At 65.0% G+C, this 23,290-nt stretch carries 14 protein-coding genes; 2 read left to right on the forward strand and 12 right to left on the reverse strand.

The features are described 5' to 3' along the window. Positions 1–34: 34 nt before the first annotated feature. From DOD19_RS22075 to DOD19_RS22115, 9 genes are all read right to left on the reverse strand, one after another. Positions 35–877 (reverse strand): hypothetical protein, encoded by an 843-nt coding sequence (locus DOD19_RS22075; RefSeq protein ID WP_024978659.1) that lies wholly within the window; start codon positions 875–877, stop codon positions 35–37. Continuing rightward, positions 874–1,884: a YaiO family outer membrane beta-barrel protein gene (locus tag DOD19_RS22080; RefSeq protein ID WP_239498081.1), complete on the reverse strand. Its 1,011-nt coding sequence runs from the start codon at positions 1,882–1,884 to the stop codon at positions 874–876. Before DOD19_RS22080 ends, DOD19_RS22075 begins: the two co-directional genes overlap by 4 nt. Positions 1,885–1,971: 87 nt before the next feature. After that, on the reverse strand, positions 1,972–3,822 hold the full coding sequence (locus DOD19_RS22085; RefSeq protein ID WP_112188128.1) for a polysaccharide deacetylase family protein: 1,851 nt from the start codon (positions 3,820–3,822) through the stop codon (positions 1,972–1,974). After that, positions 3,819–4,805: a hypothetical protein gene (locus DOD19_RS22090; RefSeq protein WP_112188130.1), complete on the reverse strand. Its 987-nt coding sequence runs from the start codon at positions 4,803–4,805 to the stop codon at positions 3,819–3,821. Before DOD19_RS22090 ends, DOD19_RS22085 begins: the two co-directional genes overlap by 4 nt. 10 nt (positions 4,806–4,815) lie before the next feature. Continuing rightward, entirely contained in the window at positions 4,816–5,859 is a 1,044-nt protein-coding gene (locus DOD19_RS22095) for a hypothetical protein (RefSeq protein WP_112188132.1), read from the reverse strand. Beyond that, a complete protein-coding gene (locus tag DOD19_RS22100; RefSeq protein ID WP_024978654.1) occupies positions 5,856–7,181 on the reverse strand; it encodes a glycosyltransferase family 2 protein in 1,326 nt (441 codons plus the stop codon). Before DOD19_RS22100 ends, DOD19_RS22095 begins: the two co-directional genes overlap by 4 nt. A gap of 27 nt (positions 7,182–7,208) precedes the next feature. After that, the gene (gene wecB, locus DOD19_RS22105; protein WP_024978653.1) at positions 7,209–8,366 is read right to left on the reverse strand and encodes a UDP-N-acetylglucosamine 2-epimerase (non-hydrolyzing); all 1,158 of its coding nucleotides are present in this window, start codon (positions 8,364–8,366) and stop codon (positions 7,209–7,211) included. Between the two features lie 556 nt (positions 8,367–8,922). Further along, the gene (locus tag DOD19_RS22110; protein ID WP_024978652.1) at positions 8,923–10,224 is read right to left on the reverse strand and encodes an MFS transporter; all 1,302 of its coding nucleotides are present in this window, start codon (positions 10,222–10,224) and stop codon (positions 8,923–8,925) included. A gap of 128 nt (positions 10,225–10,352) precedes the next feature. Further along, positions 10,353–11,159, reverse strand: coding sequence for a putative hydro-lyase (locus DOD19_RS22115; protein WP_024978651.1), 807 nt, complete (start codon positions 11,157–11,159; stop codon positions 10,353–10,355). A 226-nt stretch (positions 11,160–11,385) separates the two neighbouring features. Here DOD19_RS22115 and DOD19_RS22120 point away from each other — a divergent pair, with 226 nt between their 5' ends. Then, a complete protein-coding gene (locus tag DOD19_RS22120) occupies positions 11,386–12,300 on the forward strand; it encodes a glutaminase (RefSeq protein WP_024978650.1) in 915 nt (304 codons plus the stop codon). 46 nt (positions 12,301–12,346) lie between these two features. On the opposite strand, the gene DOD19_RS22125 is transcribed toward DOD19_RS22120, so the two are convergent. Beyond that, positions 12,347–13,291, reverse strand: a complete 945-nt coding sequence (locus DOD19_RS22125; protein ID WP_024978649.1) for a LysR family transcriptional regulator — start codon at positions 13,289–13,291, stop codon at positions 12,347–12,349. 314 nt (positions 13,292–13,605) lie between these two features. Between DOD19_RS22125 and DOD19_RS22130 the strand changes: the two genes are divergently transcribed. Continuing rightward, positions 13,606–21,354 carry a glutamate cyclase domain-containing protein gene (locus DOD19_RS22130; protein ID WP_162634437.1) on the forward strand — a complete coding sequence of 2,583 codons (7,749 nt, stop codon included), beginning with the start codon at positions 13,606–13,608 and terminating at the stop codon, positions 21,352–21,354. A gap of 85 nt (positions 21,355–21,439) precedes the next feature. Here DOD19_RS22130 and DOD19_RS22135 read toward each other — a convergent pair whose 3' ends face one another. Beyond that, the gene (locus DOD19_RS22135; RefSeq protein ID WP_112188137.1) at positions 21,440–22,507 is read right to left on the reverse strand and encodes an EscU/YscU/HrcU family type III secretion system export apparatus switch protein; all 1,068 of its coding nucleotides are present in this window, start codon (positions 22,505–22,507) and stop codon (positions 21,440–21,442) included. Continuing rightward, the gene (gene sctT, locus DOD19_RS22140) at positions 22,504–23,280 is read right to left on the reverse strand and encodes a type III secretion system export apparatus subunit SctT (RefSeq protein WP_235193233.1); all 777 of its coding nucleotides are present in this window, start codon (positions 23,278–23,280) and stop codon (positions 22,504–22,506) included. Before sctT ends, DOD19_RS22135 begins: the two co-directional genes overlap by 4 nt. Between the last annotated feature and the right edge of the window lie 10 nt (positions 23,281–23,290).

Here is a 23,290-nt window from a genome sequence, read left to right on the forward strand (position 1 = left end):
TCTGCGCGGCTTCGGCCGCGTTTTTTTTGTGCGTTCAGCGCGAACCTCTGGCCCCGCGCGCGTTCCAGCTCATCGCCCACGCATAGAAGCCCACCAGCGTGCCGAACTGCAGGAACACCGCCCACAGCAGAAAAATCTGCGGGTACCAGAGCATCGACCCCTTGAGCAGCACCACAGATGCCAGCGTGTACTGAAACGGAATGAACACCGTCAGATATGCCATGCCCATGACCGACAGCACCAGCTTGCGGATCAGGCCAAAGTCGAGCACGTTGTAGATCAACGCATAGAGCCACGGCGTGATCAGCACCACCACGACCGACGCCTGCGTGAGCGAGCCGATCGATCCACCGCCGTCATACGGAAAGCTCGCCGGCCACATGAAGAAGTAGAACTGCGCGCTGGCCTGCACCACGCCAATGAAGCGCAGCCAATACGCCAGCGGCAACGCACGGCCACCGATGAAGCGGGTGCCGAACAGCAGCGCCAGCGTGACGATCATCCCGACCAGCCATTGCACGGCGGTGGGCAACGCGGCGTCGCTGTGCGGATACGGAATGGCCCCAAAGCCCGGCACGAGCGCCTTGACGGCCGCCACGCGAACCTGCCCTTCCAGTGCCACGCTCCAGAACCCGATGATGCGCTCCCACAGCCCGGCCACGGTTGGCCAGAGTGCGCAGTACCCGGCAGTGAGCGCTAGCGGAATCCCCAGCACGTCGATCCAGCGCGAGAGCGGGAACGCCAGACGCCGCATCGCACGGTGCATGACGATGCGATCGCCGCGATAGCCGATCACCCGCTTGGGCTCATGCCCGCGCAATCTGCGCCTGGTGGGCAAGTCGTCGGTTGGCGCTTCCTCGATCGGCTTGGCGTTCATCGGAAACTCCAGCGGAAGCCGATTTCACCGTAGGTGCGGTTGTAGAAGGGGTTGTGGTAGTACTGCGCGCCAATGAGCAGCAGCAGATCACGCGACACGCGCTCGCGCCACTGGATCGCGTAGCTCATGCTGTTGTAGTCCGCACGCTCGGTGCCGGTGGTCAGGACTTGATAAGCCTCGCGGGCGTGCTCCACGCGCAGGATGAGCGCGCGCTTTTCGTCGTTGCCGATCGTGGCCGCAATGTATTGGCTCGGGCCGAACACCAGGCCGGGATTGGCCCGGTTGAAGCGCAGGCCGCCTTCCAGCACCACCGACTGGAAATACGCCAGCGAGCTGAGCACCAGCCCCTGGTCATTGCGCACGCTGTCCTGGCCCTGCGCGTAGTAAGCGCCGATGCCCACCACGAAGCGGCGGTCGGGCCCGAACTTGCGATAGCCCGCCACATCCACACGCCACTTCGAGAACAGCTCGCTGTTGCCCGTGCCCGCGCCGACCAGGAAGTAGTAGTCCTCGGAGATATCGCGCGTGAGCGAGAGTGCGCCGTACTGGCCCGCAAAGCCAAACCGGCTCTGCCGATCCAGCTCGGCCTGCCAGATGCCGTATGAGGTGACCATCATGCCGCGCAAGGCCACTGCCGTGGCACCGCCAAAGCCGTCGCTCATACGGCCTGTGTCGAGCACGGCCTCGATGGCGGCGCGCTCGGGTGCGTAGGGTTCCGGCACAGGCTGCGGCACGGTGGGCGCGTTGGCGCCAGGCGTGGGCACGGGCGTTGCGGCCAATGCCGTGGCGCCTGCTGGCGGTGTGGCGCCTTCCTGTGCAGCCGGTTGTTCCGGTTCGGTTGCAGCCTCTTGCTGGGTTGCCGGCTCTGCCGGTTGCATCGTTCCGGCCGGTTGCGCGTCTTCCACCGGCTGGGCGGCGGCCGGCTCGGCAGCCTGAGCCCACACCGCTGGCGCAGTCATGCCGCAGATGGCCGCCGCCGCAATCCACGCGATTGGAATTCGGTTCACGCTGGTATTTCCCCGTCTGTTATTGAAGCGGGCGCCGGCCTTTTTTTTGATGCGCGGCGGCGGCCCTCTCTGCTTGTTGTCTTGTGCTTAGCCGCCCGTGTTCAACTTGGCAGCAACGGCGAGCTTGGTGCCGGCGCCTGCCACCACGCGCCAGTTGTTCCCTTCCCGAACCACGCTCGCTTGGCCCGTTTCCACGCGCGGCTCGGCATAGCGATCCGCCGGGAACAGCCATGTCAGGTCATTCAGTGTTTCCGGATTCTCAGCAATCACGCGCACGTCGCCGCGCTCCGATGTCGTGTGCCACACGGTCTTCTCACGCCGCTCGGCAAACTCGGCCATCTGCGTGATGGTGTGCCAGCGGAAGCGCTTGCGCGCCTCTTGCGCGTCGGCGGCTTCCATCAACGCGTCAATGGCGTGCAGGTAGCGCACCGCACCGGGCGGGTGGAAGTAGATCAGGCGGATCTCGCCCGAGTCCGTGGTGAACTTCACCAGCGAGGTCAGCCACGCCGCAATCTCCGCTTCCGGAATGTGCGCCATGTCGGCTTCTTCAATGGTCGCGTACTGCCCATACGTCTGCACGGGGAACGACCAGATGTGCTCGTCGCGGCGGCCATTGCGATACGTGCGCGTCGGCCCCTGGCCGATGTTGCCGGTGAAGTAGTAGCCCTTGACGTTGTGCTCATCCAGCCAGCGCGTCGCCCATTCGGGCTGATTGCCGGTGGGCGCGGAATACTCGGTCTGCGGCTTGCCCGTCAGCGCCTCGATGGCATCTGCGTTCTTCTGCAGGTAGGTCTCCATGGTGGCCTGGTTCTCTTCCGTCACGTTCAGGCCAAACCAGTCGTGAATCCAGCCGCCGTGGCTGCCCACTTCGTGCCCCTGCTTCATCAGGCCGTGCACGACCTCTGCAAACGCAGGGTTGTGAGCCAGGTTCACGCCCAGGCCGTCGCCAAACTGGCGCTGGTCAGGGCCGGCGGTGATGTGGAAGCTGAACGGGCCGCGCTTGAAGACGCCGTCTTCAATCAGCTTGTCCGTGGCGTCAATACAGATGCGCGCGTCACAGTGCCAGTTCAGCACCAGGCCACCCACGCCCTGCGGCGCCGGCGACAGGCGCGGCTGTTCCAGCACGTGGCCGGCAAAGTAGCTGAGGAAGCCGTGCATCAGCACGCCATCGGTACGCAGCTTCAGATACGTCAGCGGCAGGTTGACGAACAGCACGTGGCCTTTACCCACGGTGCGCTCGCCCGCGATGATCGAGTTGTCTTCGGAGCGCAGCAGCACCTTGCCGGCGTAGTCGCCGTGCGTGCGCAAGGTCGGATACTGCAGCATGTCATGCCCGTAGCCCGACAACACGGCGCGCCCTTGCGACACAATCCAGCGCCCAGGCGGAATATGCAGATCGACCATCGCATCTGGCTGGCCATAGACGGTGGCCTGGCTTGCCATCTTTTCGCGCAGCGTTGAATAGAAACCGTACTGCACGCCAGCCAGCGTGGACATGCGCGAGGCGCCATCCTCGTAGAAGCCCTTTTCATTGAGGATGCCTGCGTCGTACACCTGCATGAGCGCGCCGCCGTTTTGCACGAACTGGCTGATCTGGTTGACGAGCGCGGTGGTCATCGAACGGTGCACGGTGTCGGGCAGGATCACGCCGGCAAACACACGCTCGCCATTCAACCCGTGGCGCACGAAATCCGACGCCGACATGGTGCGCAGGCGCAAGCCCTCTTCCAGCGCGGCGTCTTCCCACGCCTGCACGTAGATGCGGTTGTCTTGCCCGAAGTTGTCAGGCACCACCAGGACGATGTCGTCGGTCTGCGGGCGGCCTGGGCCCGCGCTGAGGTTGCGTGCCAGCAGCAGCGCGCAGGCCGCAAAGGCGATCAGGATCAGCAGACTGGCCAGATGCTTGCGCCAGTTGATGTGCTTGGAAGGTGTGCTCATTCGGAAACCGCCAGTGCGTGCGAGAGCCCGATCAGCGCGCCCTCTTCCATCAAGTTCCAGCGGCCTGCCGCGCGCCATTGCGGCGCGGCCTGCAGCCACTTCTGCGCAGTCGGCATATCGCCGAGCTTGTAGGCGGCCCAGGCGATCATGCCCCACGGGAACGGGTCAGCCTTGCCCGACAGCCACGTCTGCCCGTAGCGGAACTTCCATACCGCCCATTTGCGTTGGGCGGCGGAGCCGGTTTCCAGGCTATGCACCCACGGATAGACCGGCGCAACCGCCGTCGGGTAGAAGCCGTAGGGCGTGGGTGGCAGGCTCACGCGTGCGGGCTCCAGCGCGCCGTTCAACTGATAACCATAGGCATGCGCAAGGCCGTCCATCATCTGCTTGTGTGATGGCAGCGCGGCCAGCTCCAGCGTGTAGTGCAACGATGCCTTGGGGTCGGCGCGCAGGCGCTTGAGCGCTCCGGCCACTTCCACGTTGTCGGCAAAGTAGGCTTCCGGCAGATCGGCAAACGCCTGGAATGTCGCGCGCTTCGGGTCCCACAGCGTGGCCAGGTGCATCAACGCGAGGCTGCAGCTCGCCAGCAGTTGCGGCGGTCCATGCAGGATCTCATTGACGAGCAGGCACCAGAACACCGCTTGCGAGTCATCCGCATCTGCGTGGCCACATGCGGCCCAGCCGTCTGTGCCATTGCGGCAGAGGCGGGGGAACGTGCCATTCGGCTGTTGATACGGCAGCAGCCAGTTGGCCAGCCCAACGGCCGGGGCCTGCACGTCGGCACCCAGGCGGTGAGCGACCAGCAGCGCTTCGATGGCAACGTAGGGCTCGACGTAATCGCCCTGGGCGAATACGGTCATGGCCCCGTCGGGCGTGGTGAAGTCTTCAAACATCGTGGCACTGTGCGCAGCGGCAGCCGACATGGCGAGGCCAGCCAGCACAGCACCGCAGCGGCGAACGCAAGCGTTCCAGAACGTGACCATACGAGCCCCCTTACCCTTCCACACGCGCGAACTCGTGCGCGGTAATCACGCCATGCACAACACAGCCGGGCGAGACGAACAGGCGGTTGCAGACAAGCGTGGTCGGTGCATCAGGGCGGCCGATACGGCAATTCGGACCGAGAACGATGTCCTCAAAGCCGATCAGCGGGCCAAGTACAGCGCTGCCCGCACCGATCTCAAGATTCTTGCGTGCAGACAGCGTGCCGGCAATGCGCACGCCGTCGCCCGTGCGCAGGTGCCCGTGCGTTTTGATACTGCCTTCGAGCACGATGCCGCCCGCGACCCGGCAGTCGCCACGCACCACGTAATCGCAATCGGTTAATTCGCCGGCCGACAGCGTGGCATCGCCGTCGAGCACGCGGCGCTCCGTTGCGGGTTTCGGCATGCCCACGGGGTGCGCAGCGCCGCGCACGTCGCCAAACATCACCTCATTGGCGCCAGCACGCTCGAAGCGCGCCGGTGCAGCCATCACGATGCGGTCCTCCGCAGTGACACGGCCTTCGACACGCACGTTAGGCTGCAACCGCACATTGCGCCCATGCACCCAGCGCTGCACCACCACGTTCTCGCCCAGTTCGATATCGCCTTCGGCCAGGCAGGCACGCAGGCGGGTGTCGTGCTCCACCGCGACATCCTGCTCGACATACAAGTCGGCACGCACGCGGCTGCGTGGCCCCAGCCACGCGTTGCCCCGGAACACGACGATGTGGTTGACCTTGTCCAGCATGCGCACCAGCCCTGATTGCTCGGCAGACGGCCGGCCGCGCGGGTCGCGCCCCACGCTCAGTTCCGCGCTCACGGGCACCTGGTAGGCGGCACCGGCAGCGCGCATGGCTTCAACATCCACGCCGTACTGCTCTTGCAGCCGGCGGCGGAAACTGTTGGCAAAGAAGGTGAGATTGTTCGGCTGGTCACGCCGCATCGGCAGCGGTGCGGAGTCGGTCGGACGCAGCCATTCCGACAACGCCGGCAGGAACGGCAGTACGAGCAGGCCCGCCACCGCGCCGCTCAGCAGCAGCACGCTTCCGATCATGTGCCCTCCGGGCCGGTGCGCACGGGCACCTCGCCGGCCATGATGTTGACCACACCCGCGGCTTCCGTGCGAAAGCGCTCGGTCTTGTCCCACACCAGTTCGCGCTTTTTCACGGCGTCGATGACTTGCGTCACACCCGCGCGCGCGATCGTCATCATGCTGACCAGGAAGCCGAACAGGTTCAGCGGCAGCAAGCGGATGCGGTTGCGATGGCCATCGAGGTAGGTGGCCGCCGCAATCTCAAAGAAGGCTGCGTTGGTACCCAGCCCGCCGTAGCACAGCAGCGCCGCCAGAAGAATCCAGCCCGAGACGATGGACTGCGCCGCCGCATAGAACAGGATGACGGCCACCACCCAGCCGGCCAGCTGCACCATCGGCATGACGAAGATCAGCAGCAGCAATGCGCCGTCCAGGCGTTCAAGCCGGCTGATACGATCGTTGGCGAGCAGCTTGCGGATGTTCTGCACCATCACCTGGTTGTGGCCGCGCGACCACCGGCTGATCTGCTTGAGCCGCACGGGCCAGACTTCGGGCACCTCTTCGTAGCATTCGGAGCGGTTCTGGTAGACCGTTTTCCAGCCGTGCTGCAGCAGGCGGAACGTCACATCGGTGTCTTCGGCCAGCGTGTCGATGTTCCAACCGCCGATATCGTCCAGCGCACGGCGGCGGATGCCGCCCACGGTGCCGCCGTACTGCGGTACCAGGCCCAGGTTCATGCGGGCGGTCTGGTCGACCTGGTAGCCGCCGGAGCGTTCCAGATCGAGCAGGCGCGTCAGCAGGTTTGCACCGGCATTCACCGGCACCACGCGGCCCATGATGGCGCCCACTTCCGGGTCGAAGAACGGGGCCACGAGTTGCTTGATCAGCCCGCGCGCCGGCAGGTAGTCGGCATCGAACACGATCATGATCTCGGCGTCGATCAACTGCGTGGCGTCGCGCAACGCAGCCGCCTTGCCGGGCCGGCCTTCGGTGCGGTGAAAGCGCTGGAAGCGGCCCGGGTTGCGCGCTGCAATCTCGTCGATGATCTCGCGCGTGCGGTCCTTCGAGCGGTCATTGACCGGCATGATGGTCAGCTTGTCCTGCGGATAATCCACCAGCAGCAGCGCGTTGAGGCAATCGGCAATCACGCGCTCTTCGTTGTGCGCCGCCACGCAGACGACCACGCTGGGCCACGCACCCTGTTCAATGTCGAGATACGGCTGACGCTGACGGCCGAACAGCCGATTCAGCGTGAACAGGTAGTGCCGCGCGGTGTACACCACCAGCAGCGTGATGATGCAGAACGCAAGCACCAGCAGGATATCGATTGCGAGCGTGGACATGATCGTGATTGCCTTTTCGGTTTCCGCTCAGGCGGCTTCGCGTGCGTCCACGTCGCCAAGGAACTCCTGGACGAACCCGCCGCCCAGGGCGGACACGATGCGCTGTGAAGCAAGCCCATCGCCATATGGGTTGAGGTGCTGCGAGAACGCGCGCCATGCGTCGTCGTTGTCGTACAGGTGGCTGACGGCGCCCACGATGCTGTCGACCTCCGTGCCGACCAGGCGCACGGTGCCGGCCTGCACGGCCTCCGGGCGCTCCGTCACGTTGCGCATGACGAGCACCGGCTTGCCCAGCGACGGCGCTTCTTCCTGCACGCCGCCCGAGTCGGTCAGGATCACGTGCGCACGCTGCATCAGGCGCACGAAGCGGGCGTAGTCCAGCGGCTCGATCAGGTGCACATTCGGCAGGCCTGCCAGCGCGGTCTGCACGGGCCCGCGCACGTTCGGGTTCAGGTGGATCGGATAGACGATCTGGATGTCGTCGCGGCGCGCCAGCTTGGCCAGTGCCTCGCAAATGTTGGCAAAGCCCGAACCGAAGTTTTCGCGCCGGTGTCCCGTCACCAGCAACACCTTGCGGTCGTCCTTCAGGAAGGGGAAATGCGCATCCAGCTCGGCGCGAAAGGCATCGTCCTTCACGATGCGCTGCGTGGTCTGCAGCAGCGCGTCGATCACGGTATTGCCCGTCACCAGAATGCGCCCGCCCAGGTTCTCTGCCTGAAGGTTGCGGCGCGATGAATCGGTTGGGGCAAACAGCAGATCGGCGCACACGTCGATGGTGCGGCGGTTCATCTCTTCCGGCCACGGTTGGTAAAGGTCGCCCGTGCGCAGGCCGGCTTCAACGTGACCGATGGGAATGCGACGGTGGAACGCAGCCATGGCCGACATCATTGCGGTGGTCGTGTCGCCGTGCACCAGGATGCGGTCGGGGCGCACCGTCTCCAGCACGTCGTCAAACGCCGTGAGCAGGCGGGCACTGAGTCCGTTCAGCGTCTGGTTTTGCGTCATCAGCTCCAGGTCGATCTGCGGAACGATGTCGAACAGGTCCAGCACCTGCTGCAGCATCTGCTTGTGCTGCCCCGTCACGCATACGACGGATTCCATGGCCGACTGCGCGGCCAGCGCCTTGACGAGCGGCGCCATCTTGATCGCTTCGGGCCGTGTGCCGAAGACGGAGAGAATTTTCATAGCCGGATAGAAGAAGCACGGCATGCGCATCGCAGACGCGCATACAGCACACAGGACTGACGAAGGGAATCGGGTGACGCCTCCTCCGTGCCTCCTTCTTGTTCTTGTGCGACCGTGGGGGCGGGGAAACCGGGCGTCGTGCAGGCCGCAATTTTCTCAATGAACACGCCATTGCCGCCACCCCTCGTTTTTTTAAACAGAAAGGCTGACTAGGATTACCCCTTCTTTAGGGGGTGCCGGAAATAACCAGCGTTTGCGGCGAAAAGGAGATGCAGGATCGCGTGCGTTGCTGAAACTGTCCGCGTGGCGCGGAGCCTCACTGGCACTTGCGTTGCAGCCGATTGATTGCCTGAACGTGAATAATCAGCTGATAAATCGGCGTCTCATGCCCGGCTTGTTTTAAAATCGAAACATACGCAATTGCAACGTGAATGAAAACACAAAAAGGCCAAATCATTCCCACCCATTAGTGGGGTGTTTCGATTTATCTTCTGGTAAAAAAAGCGCGGCGTCTTCCAAACGCCGCGCGCTGTGCACTTTGGGGGAAGCACAGGAGTTAAATCGATTCGAGTTCCCGGCCGCGTGTTTCAGGCAACGTGAGTGCCGCCACGATGAGCAGCCCATAGGCGCCCGCCGCGAAGATGCCAATGGCATGCCCCAGCGACGAATGCGCGCTCACCTGCCCGATCAGGAACGGGAAGCACGCGCCCACCGCCCGGCCAACGTTGTAGCAAAAGCCCTGGCCCGAACCACGCACCGCCGTCGGGAACAACTCGGTCAGGAAGGCGCCCATGCCAGCAAAGATGCCCGAGGCAAAGAAGCCCAGCGGCAGGCCGAGCAGCAGCATTGTGCTGTCGGTCACCTCCAGCTGCGTGTAGGCCAGCGCCACCACCATCGAGCCCACTGCAAACAGGATGAAGTTGCGCTTGCGGCCCAGGCGGTCAGTCAGCACCGCGCTGATCAGGTAGCCGATGTACGAACCGATGATCACCACGGCCAGATAGCCGCCGGTGCCCAGCACAGTCAGATGGCGCTCGGTTTTGAGGAACGTCGGCAGCCACGTGGTGATGGCGTAATAGCCGCCTTGCGCGCCGGTGGTCAGCACGGCGGCACGCAGCGTGGTGCTCAATAGCCGCGGCGAGAAAATCTCGAAGAAGCTCGTGCGCTCGGCGGCCTGCGACTTCGCCTCCTGAAACACCTCGGGCTCTTTCACCAGCCGACGCAGGAAGAACACAAACACCGCCGGCACGATCCCCACGAGAAACAACGCGCGCCATGCGGTCTCGGGCGGCATCACGCTGAAGAACCACGCATACAGCAATGCCGATGCGCCCCACCCCAGAGCCCACCCTGCTTGCACCATGCCAACGGCCTTGCCGCGATCCCGCGAGCGAATGGCTTCACCGATCAGCACTGCGCCGGCCGTCCACTCGCCGCCAAAACCGAAGCCCATGAGCGTGCGTGCAATCAGCAGTTGTTCGTAGTTCTGCGCGAGACCGCACAGGAAGGTGAACACCGCAAACCAGAGGATGGTGATCTGCAACGCGCGCACGCGCCCGATGCGATCCGACAGGATGCCCGCCACCCAGCCGCCCGCAGCCGATGCCAGCAGCGTGCATGTGCCGATCAACCCTGCATCGGCCTTGGAAAGGCCCCACACGCCGATCAAGGTGGGGATGACGAAGCTCAGGATCTGCGTGTCCATCGCGTCGAGCGCGTAGCCCACCTTGCAGCTCCAGAACGTGCGGCGCTCCTGCGCGGAGATCTCTCGGTACCAGCGGAACAAACCGCCGGAATTGGCTGCGGTCGTGGCGTCCGTCCCGGCGGGCGCTCGCGCAACCGTTGCTTCGGTTGTCATGGTGTTTCCTCCTTTGTTGATGCTGTCTCGATGTATCTATCGCTTATTGCTTGCTATAGGCCAGCGCCTCTGCGTGCGCCAGTTGGAACCCCGATACCCGTCCGTCTTTCGGTCTTGCAGCTGCGTGTTCAGGTCAGCGCTGCGGTGCGCACGTCGGTGATCAGCATGTGCCCCGGCGCATGCGTGATGCACAGCTCCGGCCGTGCCTGTTGCACCACCGCCTGGGGTGTCACCCCGCAGGCCCAGAACACCGGCACTTCACCCGGCTGCACGGGCACCGCATCCCCCCAGTCGGGCTGTGCGAGATCGGCAATGCCGATGGCTGCCGGATCGCCAAAATGCACCGGCGCGCCGTGCGCACGCGGCATGCGCGAGGTGATCTCGATCGCGCGGATGGCATCGGGCACCAACATCGGCCGCATCGACACCACCAGCTTGCCCGCCAGGCGGGACGTGCCGATCGTGTCGACCGACGTGCGATACATCGCCACGTTGCGCGACATGGCGATATGGCGCAGCGGCACGCCCGCTTCCATCAACGCATGCTCGAACGAGAACGAGCAGCCGATGGCAAAGGCGACCATGTCGTCGGTCCACAGCGCTTCAACGTCGGCCGGCTCGTCGGCCAGTTCGCCGTTGCGGTAGACGCGGTAGCGCGGCACGTCGCGGCGCACGTCAACGTCCTGGCCCAGATGGCGGAACACGGGCACGCCGGGTTCGGTCACGTCCAGCAGCGGGCACGGTTTCGGGTTGAGCTGGCAGAAGCGCAGGAACTCGTTGGCCCACGTATCGCGCAGCATCACGATATTGGCCTGCACGTAGCCATCGCACAGGCCGCTGGTGTGCCCGCGCAGCACGCCCGAGCGCGCCGCAAGGCGGGCGGAATACGGATTTGCGTACGCCACGCTGGCACCCGGGCGGGTGTGTACGGGCATCGGCGCCGGGTGTTCCGGCATTCTTTTTGCCTGGGCTATCTCCACTGCCGTCGTCATGCAAGCTCTTCCACAAGGTTGTTCGTGCGGCAAATTGTGAAAGCGTGATGAAACGCGGTCCAACGAAAGTTTCGGATTGCAGGCGATAGGAAAAGGTGATTGCCGAGGCGGGTGCAGCATCCGCGCGTGTAGAATCCCTCGCCCCACCGTTCGCCGCTCCTCGCCTGACATGGACTACCAAGCGATCCTGGACACCATCCACCGCGACATCCAGCCGTACCTCGGCCAGGGGCGGGTTGCCGATTACATCCCCGAGCTGGCCGGCGCCAATGCGGCGGATTTCGGCATGGCCATCGTCACGCTGGGCGGTGATGTCTACACGGTGGGCAAGGCGGATGCGCCGTTCTCGATCCAGAGTGTCTCCAAGCTGTTTGCCTGCACGCTGGCCTTCCAACTCGAAGGCGAAACGCTCTGGCAACGCGTCGGCCGCGAACCCTCCGGCAATGCTTTCAACTCGCTGGTGCAGCTCGAATACGAGAGCGGCATCCCGCGCAACCCGTTCATCAATGCCGGTGCGCTGGTCGTGACCGACGTGCTGTGCCGCCGCTTCGTGCAGGCTGAGACCGCACTGGTGCAATTCATGCGGCGGCTGGTCGACAACCCGCGCATCGACTATGTGCGGCGGGTGGCCGAATCCGAACTGGCCCATGCCGACCGCAATCGCGCGATGGCTCACTTCATGAAGAGCTTCGGCAACCTGCACATGCCGGTGGAAACCGTCATCGATGCCTACTGCCGCCAGTGCGCCATCGAGATGGACTGCACCGACCTCGCCCGCGCGGTGCTGTTTCTCGCCAATGGCGGCGTCGTGCCGTGGAGCGGTGAGCGCATCGTCGATGCCAGCCCCGCCAAGCGCCTCTCTGCACTGATGCTGACCTGCGGTACCTACGACGCGGCGGGCGACTTCGTCTATCGCGTGGGGCTGCCCGCCAAGAGCGGCGTGGGCGGCGGCATCGTCGCCGTGCTGCCCGGCGAGTTTGGCGTGTGCGTGTGGTCTCCGGGGCTGGACGTCAGCGGCAACTCGCTGGCCGGCCTGCAGGCGCTGGAATGGCTGACGACGCTGACCGGCCGCTCGATCTTCTAACCCTGCCACCACGGCACGCTTCCGTGGCCTGGGCGGCCTAGGCGGCTTAGGCGGCTTCCGTGTTGCGCTCGACTTCTTCGGCAATGGCATAGCGCGGGCCGACCGACAGGCAGAATTCCCGCGCCATCGTGCGTGCCAGGCCAACAATAGCCTCGTGCACCTCCAGCCCTGCCCCCGCGCGCCATGACGCGATGATCGGCAGCGCGGGCAACGCCGGTTCCACTTCCAGCACCGTCAATGCGCCGCTCTCAATGCGGTCGCGCACCAGCACGGTGGGCAACGCGCCCACGCCAAAGCCATCGCCCACCAGGCGCGTCATGGCGGCCACCGAATTGACGCAGTTCACGCGCGGTGACTCCACCCCGCTCAGGTGCAGCAGGTTGAGCATGTCCTGATGCGGCCGCGAGTTACGCACGAAGGTGATGAGCCGTTCGCGTGCCAGTTCACCCAGACTGCCATACGGGTGGGCCAGCCGGGAGTTGGTGGCCACCACCCAGTGGATCGGGTACTGCGCGAGCTGCACGTTGCGCACACTTTCGGCACGCAGCAGATCGGTCTGGAAGGCGATGTCGAGCGCGCCCTTCTGCAAATGCTCGACGAGGTGCATCGCGCTGTCGGCCACGAGTTCGATTTCCAGCGCAGGAAACATCTCCGCCGTGCGCGCGATGAGCGGCGAGAGCCAGGTGTGGATGACGCTGTCCATCGCCCCCACCCGCACGCGCCCTTCAAAGCCCGGGCGTTGTGCCACGGCTGCCTGCAACTGGTGCAGCGTGCTCACCATGCGGTCGGCATATTCCAGCACCTTGTGGCCATCGGGCGTGAGTTGCACGCCGCGTGTGTCGCGGTCAAACAGGCGAACGCCCAGCTCTTCTTCCAGCGCGGCAATGCGCGCCGAAATGGACGCCTGCGTGGTGAACAGTTTGTCTGCGGTGAGACGAAAACTGCGCAGCCGCGCCACCCAGACAAAGGTTTCCAGGAAACGTAGGTTCATGCCCTGCCCCTCGTGTTGTTGTATGCGGCCTGCTTGCGGCGCACCCGCTGCGCCACCGGCCCATGCAGCGCGCTCAGGTTACGGATTTTCGTGCTGCGGCGCACGCTCATGCACGCCTGTTCGGCGGTTTTTACCAGAGCCCCGCCAAAACCGCTACGGAACCTCGTAGTTTCTACAAAAGCGGCCGCGCCCACACCCGCGCCGCACTACGTAATTCGCCAATAGCTGTGCTGGCAACCGGCGTCCAGAATGCCCTTATCACCCGATTGCTTTCAATCAGGCCCACCCCGCATGGGGCGAAGCTGGAGGACACCATGCCCGCCATCGACGAGATCAACGGCCGCATCGTCTACTACCGTCCGCCGCCCCCTCCGCCGCCTCCGCCCACCCCCGAGCAGAAACAAGCCGCCGCCGACGCCAAAACCAAGACCGACGCGGCCATCCAGACAGCCAACACGGCGGTCAACGACTACATCAACAACGGCGACGACTCCACGGCCGCGCAGGCCAAGCTCGACAAGCCGCTTTCGGACGTCATCAACTCGGTGCAGAACGAGTTGCGCCGGCAGGCCGACGAAGCGCCCGGCGGCGGCGAGAAGAAAGCCATCGAAGACGCAGCGGACGCCATCAAGAAACGCGATCCCGATGCCAAATGGCTGGACAAGATCGTCGACGACGCAAAAGACGCGGTTGAGAAGCAAGACCCGAGCCAGCGCACCGCATCGGAAGCGCGCGACGGCGTGCTTGATGCCCAGGACAAGCTGCAGGACGCGCAAGACATCAAGGTCACGAACCGGACCATTGCTGAAGACAAGCAGGACTCGATCAACACGGCGCAGGCCAACCTGGACAAGGCCATCCAGGATTTCAAAACCGCCATTGGCGGCGAGCTTTCCACGTACGAGAACTTCGGCTCCGGCGACAACCTGAAGGCCGCCAACGACGCCACCGATGCGCTGGCAAACGCCCACCCTGATTGGGACGACGGCAGCCTCGCGTTTGCCAGGAACATCGCCACGGCCGATGCGATCCAGTACCAGATCAACCACATCAACCCGAACGACCCGACGCTATCGGCACAGGACAAGGCGCTCGCCACCAACGACCCGGTGCAGTTTGCGTGTGTGCAGCTTGCGCGGCCGCACGCCAATGACAAGAACGCCGAGCAGATCTACGAGCAGATCGGCGCAGCCAGCTACGACGTGCGCGTGAACTACACCAAGGATCAGGTCGCGGCCAAGATGAAGGCGGGCGATGCCCAGGGCGCGCTGAAGATCCTGTCGACCAACATGAACGACGTGTCGGTCACCAGTGCCGACCCCGACGCGCGCGACCATCTGTACCAGGTGGCCGGCGCGCCCTTCTTCAACGCGCACAGCGACTACTTCAACAAGCAGATCAGCGACCTCACCCAGGTCTACAAGTACAACCCCGACGACCCGGACGCCAATCGCAAGATGGCCGACAGCACGGTCAAATACGACGCTGTCGGCAAATGGATGAAGGACCTCGCCACGGTGGCACCGCCCGAGGTGGCAAACAACCTGCTGACAACCGTAGAAGATCGCTTCAACGACAACGGCCACTGGTTCCAGAGCAACGCCGGCGCCGACACGTCTGGACTCGTGCCCCATGGCTCGGACTTTTATGGCGGCTTGAGTCTGACGGCTGCCGTGGCCGATTCACCGCGCTTTGCCAGCGACCAGTCGAGCACCGACCACGCCCAGCAGGTTGCCAACTGGCTGACCACCAACTCCAATGCCAAATCGTTCCTCTACAGCATGCAGACCTCCGGCTCGGGTGGGAGCATGCCGTCGTGGGTGCCGGTGCAGAACGCCGTGGGCGACGGCAACGGCGCCACCGTCACCGATGCGCTCATCCAGCAGCACGGCAAGGACTTACCCAACGTCGACATGCTGCAACGCGCCTTCGACCGCGGCAACGAGAAGGTCCAGCAAAAGCAGGCAGAGGCCGACTACAAGACGTTCCAGTCCGACCAGAATGCGGGGCTGAAGAACATCTTCGGGCAGATGTCCAAGACCACCTTTGGCAAGGACACGCCGCTTTACAACGACAAGGCGCAGACCTTCACCGGCCCCGATTCCGACACGCAGCTCAAGAACTACATCGGCGGCGCGCTGATGATCCAGGCCGACAACGCCGGCGCGCAGAGCAGCGGCGCCACCGGCACCGCGTGGTTCACCGGCGGCAACAGCACCAAGGTCATCAACGAGGTCAACAAGACGATCCACGAGGCGGGCGGGGACAACCCGACCGTGAAGGCCATTCCCATCGCCTACGTGGACACGAGCGCGGGCGTGATGCCGACGGCGTTGTTCGAAGTGGCCGACAAGAATGGGGGTAAGCCGCACTACATCGACGATCGTGGTTGGGACTACAGCAGCCTTGATGATTACCGCCACAACAACGCCTTGTCCGACGGCGGCACGATCTACGTGCCGAAGAACCTGGCTGGCACGGTCTCGCTCGACAGCAACGGCATTCCGGACGTCGATCACTTCAGTGCACATATCACCACGACGGGGCAGAAGATCCGGCACGTTGTCGACATCGTGGCCGGTGTAGCCACGGCGGTGGGCGGCGTGATCCTGTCAGTCGGCACGTTTGGCGGCGCGGCACCCATTGGGGGGGCCTTGGTTGCGGTCGGCACAGGCTGGATCGTGGGCGAATCGATCGATCACCTCGACACACTGGCGGATCACGGCCGCTCGTGGTCGCCGCTGAACCCCGAAGCGACGAATGACTGGCTAGCCATCGTCACCTCTGCTGCAGGCGAGTACAGCCTTGCGGGCAAGGGCCTGGTCGCCGTATCGGACGTGGCCAATGCATCGAGGCTCTTCAAGATCACGCGCTCGGCGTCGGACCTCGTGGCTGGTGGCGGCGGCATGATCATGACGGGCGCGCAGGTCAAGGACCTGCTGATGTACGGCGACCGGATGTCAGGCGAGCAGAAGGCCGAATCCATCATGTTCCTGGGTCTCGGCCTCGGGCAGGTGGGTGCAACGCGCATGCTCGAACGCGTTGGGCTGTCACAAGGCACCGAACGCGTCGGCCTGCTCAACGCACTGAAGAACAACGCCGGTCGCTACAAGCCCACCGAGATGGCGCCCGAACCCACCACGGTGGCCGCCAATGACCCAGCCACTGCGGGCCGACCAACCACCGATCCGACCACCGAGCTAGTGATCACGCAAGCCGGCGGCAAGACCACGGAGCCTGCCGGCACCACCCTTGGCAACGAAGGCAAAGACGGCACGACGGGCAAGCCCGGCACCGACCCGATCGACCCGGTCACAGGCAAGCCCAAAACCGCCGGCGACCCCATCACTGAACCGGGCAAAACAGGCACACCGGGCGACGAAAGCAACCCGACCAACCCGGGGCCTGCACGCCCCTCGCGGCCGCTGCCGGGCGCCCTGGACGACCTCGCCAACCCGGAAATCACGCTGACGAGCTTTACCGACACGCAAAAGGCTCTGGACGCCGGCACGCAGAATGCGCTGTCGCAGCATGCCGATCTACTGCTCGATGCAGAGAACTACCGCACCGACGGCACCACCAATGGCCGCCACCCGCGCGGCATTGGCGTGCGCAGGCTGGCCGCCAAGCTTGCCGAGATGAGCGACCAGCAGCGGCAGCTCATCCTCAGCAAGGCTGAGTTCGCGCACGACACCGCCAACATCAAAGACCCCGTGCGCATGAGCTGGCGCCAGCGCATGCAGCTCTACCGCGGCAAGTCGTCGGTATTCGGCCGCACGGCGGATCGCATCATGTCGCCGGTGGACCGCATCCAGGCGCTTTTCGTGGATCGCGGCATCCGCAAGTTCTTCGTCAAGGGCGGCACGGAAGACGCCGCCGCCGCGCTGCAAGACACCCAGCGCATTCTGCTGGTGACGGGCTTCACCGTCGGGCGAGATCCGGTCTCGGGCCGCGCCCTGCCGGAAACGGACGGCCCCGTCGGCACCGCTGAAATGGCAGCCAAGCTCGCGCTGGCCGGCCGGGACATGACCATCGCCACCGATTCGGCCAACATGCCGGTCGTGCAGTCCGTGCTGGCGAGCCTCGATGGCGGGCATCTCGTCAAGCTGGAGCCGTTCGATGCCAAGCGCGGGCAGCCCGCTCGCGATGCCGCGAACGAACTGCTTGACCGCGTGCAGCCCGACGCAGTCGTCGCCATTGAACTGCCGGCCCGCAATGCCGACGGCGATTACCTCAACATGCGCGGCATCTCCGTGGCGGAAGTGAATGCCCCGAAGGATCAGATCGTGCTTGAGGCCAACAAGCGCACGGGGATTGTCACGGTGGGGGTGGGCGACGGCGGTAACGAGGCCGGCATGGGCAGCCTGCGCAGCAATATCCCGCCCGTTACGCTCGCCGATAACACCACGATCGATTTCGCATCGACCGTGCCGGTGAAGTATCCCGTGACTGCGTGGAACTCCAACTTTGGCGCGCAGGCCATCCTGGCCAACATGCTGCACCAGATGGGCCGCATGGACCTCATGACCACGCCGGAGGAACTACACGCAGCCATCAAGGCATCAGTGGATGCCGGGGCGGTGGACGGTGTCAGCCGCAAGAGCGAAGCCAGCGTCGACGGCTTCCCCTCACAGGTGCATCAGGGCATGCTCGTGCTGCTGCGCGAAGCGATGAACCACATGCCCACGGACAAGACCTTCGACGAAGCCACGCCCACGGAGCCGTTTACGTTTGCCGCATTCGATTCCAGCAACGGCGGGCTGATCGCCGCCAAGAACATGCTGGCGACCATCAAGGCGCAAACGGGCGAAGACCTCCCGGTGGCCATCGTGGTCGACCACGCCAACGCGCCCTATGGCCCCAAGAGCCCAGAGGCGCTCATCCGCCTGGTGGGCAACGGCCTGCAGACGGCGCAGCGCCTGAAGGCCGCCATGGTTGCCATGGCGTGCAACACAGCGTGCACGGCCTTCCCCAAGGCGCTGGACAACGTGGACGTGCCCGTCATCGATTTGATTGACGTCACCTCACGCGCCATCGTCCAGCACGGCGGAGACCGCCCGGCCGTGATCGCTACCGCCGGCACCGTCAAGAGCCTCGCCTATCAGGAGAAGGTAGCCACACTGACCGACGGCAACATCCGCCCGCAGGCCGTAGCCGCTCACAAATTTGCGGATTTCGTCAACGACCTCAAGCACAAGAGCGACGATCCGACGGTCAAGAAAGAACTGCAGGAGGCATCCGACCTGTACGTGTCGGAACTGGACCCGACCACCACATCGCTGTGGCTGTGCTGCACGCACTATCCAGCCATGAAGGACTTTCTCGTCACGTCGCTGCAGAAGCGCGGCATGGATATTCCCGTGGTCGACCCGATGCAGTACCAGGCCAAGGCGGTGCTCGATGCCATCGGCCAACAGGAATGGAAGGTGCCCAGCGCGGCGTATTCGTCCGATCCGTATGTCGTCACGTCTGGCAAGACCGGGCCGGTGAGCGAATCGGCGCAGAACCTGATGGACCTACCCGATGTGCCAGTGCAACGCGTGCGCAGGTTTGGCCCCGGCAGGATGCTGGACAGCGTGATTCCCTCGAACCCGAGGCTTGAGCCCAGCCCCATCACCAATGCCGTGCAGGCGCTGTTCACCGGCGACTCGGCCCGCATTGAAAACCCCTTGGGCATCGACCAGGCCGCCGCCGCGCTGCAAAACAGCAACCGCATTCTGGTACTGGCCGGCGCCCGCAACGCACACGGCGCAGTGGATACCGATGGCGTGGCCGGCGCCGCTGTGTTCGGGCATGACATGCAGGCGGCGGGCAAGCATGTCGTCTACGTGGTGCCGCATGAAGCCGTGCCGGCACTCGATGCCGCCCTGCAAGCGCGCGGTGCCGCAGTCAATGACTACAGCATCGTCCCCTTCGATGCCACACACGGTGAATCGGCACGCGCCGCCGCGCAGGAGCTGTTCAACGGAACAAACGGCGAGGCACCGGACACCGTTGTGTCGATCAACGTGCACGGCCGCAATAGCGAAAACCGCTACGTCGACCAGAACGGCAACGACGTCACTGACCAGACCGTACCGCTGGACGAAGTGGCCATTGCCGGCTGGAAGACCGACGGCGTGACCACCATCGGCGTAGGCTCGCGCGGGCATGAAGCCGGCATGGGCAACACGCGCCGCACGGCCCCGCAGGTAACCCTGCCCGATGGCACGGTGGTGGACCCGCGTTCAGTGGTGCCGGCGGACCACTATGTGAGTGCATCGAACTCCAACTGGGGCGCGCACGGCCTGGCGGCTTCGGTGCTGGAAGCCGCCGGCCGCACGGACCTGCTGACCACCCATCAGCAGCACATGGACGCGCTGAACGCCACCGCCAGCGCCGGTGCTGTCGATGGCACGACGGGCCAGGCCACCGGCACGGTGGGCGGACACGACAGCAACACTTATCAGACGGTCGTGCAGATGATCAACCTGGCTGCGGGCAAGAAGCCCGATGTGCCGCCACCTTCGACCGCAAGCGCGACAGGGCCGAAGGGACCGGGAGGCCCGCGGCCCGACAACGCGGCGCCCAGCCCGCAGCCCACCGGCAGCAAGACTACGGAGCCCACCGCCCCGGCCATCAAGACCAGCGAAGCCGGCGACGATGGCAACGGCACTCCGCCCACCGGGCCCGACCGCGCCGCCAACGCTGGCGAACCCAAGCGCAAGCCGTGGATCCGCTGGATCTTCGCGGGCTCGCTCACGGGTGCGTTCTCCACGGCTGCGAGTTCCGCCACGCTCACCGGAAGCGCCGCGACGCACGCGGTATTCGATCCGTCCGTCACCAGCCCGCTGTCGTTCATGTATCGCGGCGGCATCGCAGCATTGCGTGCCAACAAGACACGCGCCGTGTCTGACCAGGTCGGCAAGTTGGGCACCGAAGACTCAGACTCGGCACTGGCTTGGCTCAAGACCAACATGTCGGATCATGGGCGCCGCTGGGGCGTGACGAAGGGGGACCGGCAAACCATCGCCGACGCGGTCGCGCGGTTCCAGGACAACCCGGATGCGCTCACCGCCGCGCTGTCCAAGGTCGACGACCCCAAGGCCAAGGACGACCCCGATGTACAGGCACTGCTGGCCCTCAAGGGGGCGCCGGGCAAGCTGCTTTCGCCCAAGAGCCCCGTGGGGCGCGCGAACGACACGCTGCAACTGCTGACACTTGCGCTCAATAACGGCAACACGGCTTACTGGTTCGCCATGCATGGCGCGCACCTGAACACGCCGTCGTTCTGGAGCAATGCGCTGTTCCTGAGCGCCAACCTGGCACTGTCCAGCCGCAACTTTGCCGGCCGCCTGGGCGCGACGTTCAACGACAAGGCGACCAACGCGAGCCCGTGGCTGAACCGTGCCCAGGCGTTCACGATGTCGCTGTACACGGTCGGTTCAGTACCCCTGGCGATGAACGACGCGCTCATGCACACCAACAGCCCGGCCATGGGTGCCACCAAGGCGGCACTGGACCTGGCGTTCGGCGCAGGCGCCCTGCGCATTGCCGGCGACCTGATGCCCAGGGTCGGCCAACGGCTGCCGAGCAACGCCATGCTGCCCGGCGGCGTGATCCTGGGTGTGGCGGCGGTCACGCGCTTCGGCATCGAGCTGTTCGCGCCCAACCAGGCGGCCAAGCCAGCCGTTGCGCAAGTGCAGGCCAACGGCAACGGGCAGGATCAGAACAACCAGCCCATTGCCGCGTTCCCGCTGCCCGACATGCAGGGCGTAAGCGGTGACCTGCTGCGCGCCAATGCCCCGCACGCGTTGCCATCGATCGGCCCAGCGAAGTCGCCGCAGTATGCGATCGTTGGGCCCGGCGACACGCTCTGGCAATTGAGCGCCACCGATGCCGCCAAGCTGCTTGGCGCCACGGCCCCGGCATCCGACGCGCGCACGGCTGCCGCGTTGGACAAACTGGCACCGATGAACAGCCAGTTCGACTGGGCGGCGCTGGATGGCAATCCATATACGCAAGGCGCAACGGGACAGGACCCGGATCTCGTCGTCCCGGGCGACATCGTGCGGATCGGATAACGGGGAAAGCAAGCCGGCCAGCGGGCAGCGGCGGGCGCAGCAGTCAGGCGCCCGCCGCCTTTTTTCTTTCGCGTTCGTCGCGCGTTCAGGAAGTGGACGACACGTAAGGATTGCCCACCGCATCCGCGCCTTCAGCCCAGCGCAGCAGCGCCGCCACATCGCGGAACAGCGTGCGGTCAATGGTGGTATCCATCGGCACGGTGTCGTGCAGGCGCTCCGCCAGACCTGCGTTGGCAGCGGTCGGCACGAGGTGGTATTCGGCCATCTGCCGGATGCGCTGGACAGACTCGCCGCTGCCCTTGGCGATCACCATCGGCAACGTGCCATCGCCGGGGTAATACAGCGCCACCGCATGCCGCGCACTGAACACGATGGCGGTGGCAATGCGCATGCGATCTTCCAGCGCGCTGTATTGCACCTCCAGGGCAAGCTGGCGGCGGCGCCCAACGATGTGCGGATCGCCCTGCAGCTCGCGGTGTTCACGGCGCAGCTCTTCGGTGGACATGCGGTTCTTCTTGAAGAATTCGAAACGCACGTGCCAGTAGTCCAGCGCGGCCATCAGCACGTACACCACCGCCGCCCAGCCGAACAGCACAAGAATCAGATGCGCGACCACAGCCAGAATGGCCGCCGGCCGACCGTAACCGGCCTGCAGCGGCAACGCTAGCGACCCGCGAATCACCACAAACAGCGTCAGCGCCAGGCAAGCCACCTTGAACAGCATGATGGCAAGGCCGATGAGGTTGCGCACGGAGAACATGCGCTGGATGCCTTCCCCCGGATTGAGCCGTGACATTTGCGGCGTCAGGCGTTTGGGCGCGAACATGCCGCCCACCTGGGCAAACGCACCCAGCACTGCCAGCACGGTCACCAGCAACAGGACGGCGGCGCTCAACAGGAGCCACTCCGCCCCTGCCGATACCAATGCCTGCCGCACCGCTGCAGTCGGGTCGCGCGCCTGCGCCACGGCGCTCACGTTCTGTATCAGCAGGCCGCGCATGCGTTCGAGCAACCACGGCCCGCCTTGCCACAACAGCACGAGCATCCCGATAAAGACCAGCGCGCTCGTCACGTCTGTGCTGCGGACGACTTCGCCTTCGCGCCGCGCATCCTCCAGCCGGCGCTGGGTGGGCTTGTGCTGTTTCTCGCTCATGAGCCGGGGCTGTGCAGCAGCGCGCGCAACAGCCAGACCATCTCGCCATTGCCGGCCAGGAAGGTGCGCATCGATTCAAAGACAAAGCCGAGGAACAGCACCATCATCAGCACGGCCAGCAGGCTCTTCACCGGCTGGGCGAACAGGAACACGTTCAACTGCGGCACCGAGCGGTTGATCAGCCCGATGCCCAGCTCCGCCACCACCAGCACGATGATCACGGGTGCGGCCAGCTTGAGCGTCCAGCCGAGCACGCTATCGGCCTCGTGCACCGCAAACTGCTCCAGCGCGACCGATGCGCTCGGCAACATGCGTTCGATCGGCCAAAGCTTGTACGACTCGAAGAACGCGCCAAGCATCACATGCAGGCCGCCGCCTGTGACGAACAATGTGACAGCCATGAAGCCGAGGAAACTGGCGGTCGGCCCGCTCTCATGCCCGGCCACCGGGTCAAAGAAGGATGCGTTGCCCGAGCCGGTCTGAAAGTCGATCAGGTGGCCGATGTTCTCGATGGCCCAAAGCAGCGCGCCAAACGCCATGCCGAGCAGCACGCCGATCAGCGCTTCCTTGAGGGCCAGCGCCATCCACAGGCCGCCGCCCTGCACGTTCATCGCCGCGCCCGCCATGGACGGCGCCACGAACACCGCCAGGATGGCGATGAACCCGCTGCGCACCATGCCCGTCACCACCCGCCCGCTGAACACGGGCACGATGAACATGATGGGCAGCAGCCGCGGCAGCACCAGCAGCGCCTGCCGGAACAGGCCTTCCATGGAGTGCGGA

Origin of the sequence: Ralstonia sp. GX3-BWBA (assembly GCF_003290055.1) — a bacterium.
Lineage (GTDB): Bacteria > Pseudomonadota > Gammaproteobacteria > Burkholderiales > Burkholderiaceae > Ralstonia > Ralstonia holmesii.